Origin of the sequence: Roseicyclus sp., from assembly GCF_052168335.1 — a bacterium.
GTDB lineage: Bacteria > Pseudomonadota > Alphaproteobacteria > Rhodobacterales > Rhodobacteraceae > Roseibacterium.
The window spans coordinates 1-2,484 of the sequence record NZ_JBQLZP010000484.1; the positions used below are offsets into that span (position 1 = coordinate 1).

Genomic DNA, 2,484 nt, shown 5'->3' on the forward strand with positions numbered 1-2,484 from the left:
ATCTCGCCCAACCTCGGGGTCTACGCGACCGAGCCGATGGCGGACCCGGTGGCCGACTGGATCGCGTCGTGCCGCAGGTTCCAGCCCCACGCGACCGAGGCGCAGCTCGTCCTGCCGGGCCACAAGCTGCCCTTCCGGGGCCTGCCCGACCGTCTCCGCCAGATGATCGAGAACCACGAGAGCGCGCTCGACCGGCTGCGCGCGCATCTCGCCAAGGCGCCCCGCACCGCCGCCGAGTGCTTCCCGCCGCTCTTCAAGCGCAGGATCGACGAGGGCACCTACGGCCTCGCGCTGGTGGAGGCGGTGGCGCACCTGAACCACCTCCTCCACGCGGGCGAGGCGCGGCGGACCCCGCGGGCCGACGGCGCCTGGGTCTGGTCGCTTGCCGAGGGGCCACACCCCTGACACCGCGCCGCACCCGTGGCGGGCGCGCAGGGCTGACATGCCACGCCAAATCGGCTAGGTCATCGGCGACAGGAGACCATGAGGGAGCGACCTATGGCCAAGAACGACTACAAGCCCGGCGAGATGGACATAACCGAGCAGGAGAAGACCTTCGGGGCCTTCATGCGCTGGTCTGTCAACATCGCGATCGTCTGCATCCTGATCGTGATCTTCCTCGCCATCTTCGCGACCTGAGGACCCGGCCGATGCGGACCCCGATCCGCCGTCTCGTCCGTACCGCCGCCGCGCTGGCCGTGGTGCTCGGCCTCGCCGCCTGCGGGGCGGAGCCCGTCTGGGCCCCCGACGAGGTCGTGTCGCAGGCGCGCTACGTGCCGGAGGGCCCGGCCAAGGTCACGCTGCTGACGATGATCGCCAACCGCGACGGCTCGGGCGGGCACACCGCGCTCCTGATCGACGGGCCGGAGCGCGTGCTCTTCGACCCGGCGGGAAGCTGGTTCCACCCGATGGTGCCCGAGCGCAACGACGTCCTCTACGGGATGTCGCCGCAATTCTACGACTTCTACATCGACTACCACGCGCGCGAGACCTACCACGTCGTGTCGCAGGAACTGGACGTCACGCCGATGCAGGCCGCCATGCTGATCGAGGCCGTCGAGGCCTACGGCGCGGTGTCGCCCGCGCGCTGCTCGCTGGCCGTCTCGGACGTGCTGGCGCGGACGCCCGGCTTCGAGGGAATGTCGCGGAACCTCTTCCCGACGCGGACGATGGCGCAGTTCGCGCAGCTTCCCGGCGTGCGGGAGGAACGGATCTACGACGACGATTCGGACGACAACTACGAGCTGCTGAACGCCCAGGCAAACGCCGCGCGCGTCGCCGCCGAGATGGCGGCGACCGAGTAGGCAGCGGGGCGCCCGAGGCGCCGTCGGACGCCGATGCCACAATGAAAATAGCCCCCGCGACCATGTCCCGGGGGCTGCTTTTCTTCCGGTGCCGGGCCTGTCGCCCAGGGCGCCGTTCGGTTCCGCGACGTCAGACGAGACCTTCGCGCTGCGCCTTCTTGCGCGCGAGCTTGCGCGCGCGGCGGATGGCCTCGGCCTTCTCGCGCGCCTTCTTCTCCGAGGGTTTCTCGTAATGCTGCTTGAGCTTCATTTCCCGAAAAACGCCTTCCCGCTGAAGCTTCTTCTTCAGCGCGCGGAGCGCCTGGTCGACATTGTTGTCGCGAACACTGACCTGCATCGTGGGTGTCACCACCTTTCTAGGTTGAAGTTGCGTCGTGTTGCAGGAGTTGGCCCTATAGCAAAGGCCCCCTAGGTTGTCTAGGGAACTGGAGACGACCGGGAAGGAAAGCGAGAATGACCGAGACCCCTGACGCATCCGGCGCCGGCGCGGCGGACCGCATGATCGACGCGGCGCTGATGCACGTGCCCTTCGACGGCTGGTCCGAGGCGACCTTCCGCGCCGCCGCGGCCGATGCCGACCTCGCCCCGGCCGAGGCGCGCGCGCTCCTCCCGCGGGGCGCCGTCGACCTCGCCATGGCCTTCCACCGCCGCGGCGACCGCGAGATGGTGGAGCGTCTGAAGACCGAGGACCTGACGGGCATGCGCTTCCGCGCGAAGATCGCCCATGCGGTGCGCCTGCGCCTCGACCTCGTCGAGCCCCACAAGGAGGCGGTCCGGCGGGGCGCCACCCTCTTCGCGCTGCCGATGCACGCCGCCGACGGCGCCCGCGCCCTCTGGGAGACGGCGGACGCGATCTGGACGGCGCTCGGCGACACGTCGGAGGACCTGAACTGGTACACCAAGCGGGCGACGCTGTCGGGGGTCTACTCGGCCACCGTGCTCTACTGGCTCGGCGACCAGTCGGCGGGACACGGCGCGACCTGGGGGTTCCTCGATCGGCGGATCGACGACGTGATGCGCTTCGAGACGCTGAAGAAGCACGCGCGCGAGAACCGCTTCCTCAAGCCCCTGATGGCCGGGCCGGACTGGCTGGCCAGCCGGGTGCGCGCGCCGTCCGCGGCGCCGGCCGATCTGCCGGGACGCTGGCGGTAGGCGGCGGAAAAGCCGGCTTTTCCGCGCC

The 2,484-nt window shown here is 70.1% G+C and carries 4 protein-coding genes and 1 pseudogene; 4 read left to right on the forward strand and 1 reads right to left on the reverse strand.

From position 1 onward, the window contains the following. The 3 genes and pseudogenes from ACTS11_RS14955 to ACTS11_RS14965 all read left to right on the forward strand — a co-directional run. Positions 1-405, forward strand: a pseudogene (locus ACTS11_RS14955) (MBL fold metallo-hydrolase); the annotation flags it as partial. A gap of 78 nt (positions 406-483) precedes the next feature. After that, positions 484-639: an aa3-type cytochrome c oxidase subunit IV gene (locus ACTS11_RS14960; RefSeq protein WP_442641100.1), complete on the forward strand. Its 156-nt coding sequence runs from the start codon at positions 484-486 to the stop codon at positions 637-639. 11 nt (positions 640-650) lie between these two features. Beyond that, the gene (locus ACTS11_RS14965) at positions 651-1,304 is read left to right on the forward strand and encodes a hypothetical protein (RefSeq protein ID WP_442641101.1); all 654 of its coding nucleotides are present in this window, start codon (positions 651-653) and stop codon (positions 1,302-1,304) included. A 130-nt stretch (positions 1,305-1,434) separates the two neighbouring features. On the opposite strand, the gene rpsU is transcribed toward ACTS11_RS14965, so the two are convergent. Continuing rightward, on the reverse strand, positions 1,435-1,641 hold the full coding sequence (gene rpsU / locus ACTS11_RS14970) for a 30S ribosomal protein S21 (protein WP_442641102.1): 207 nt from the start codon (positions 1,639-1,641) through the stop codon (positions 1,435-1,437). A gap of 116 nt (positions 1,642-1,757) precedes the next feature. Between rpsU and ACTS11_RS14975 the strand changes: the two genes are divergently transcribed. Then, positions 1,758-2,456 carry a COQ9 family protein gene (locus ACTS11_RS14975; protein WP_442641103.1) on the forward strand — a complete coding sequence of 233 codons (699 nt, stop codon included), beginning with the start codon at positions 1,758-1,760 and terminating at the stop codon, positions 2,454-2,456. Positions 2,457-2,484: the final 28 nt, after the last annotated feature.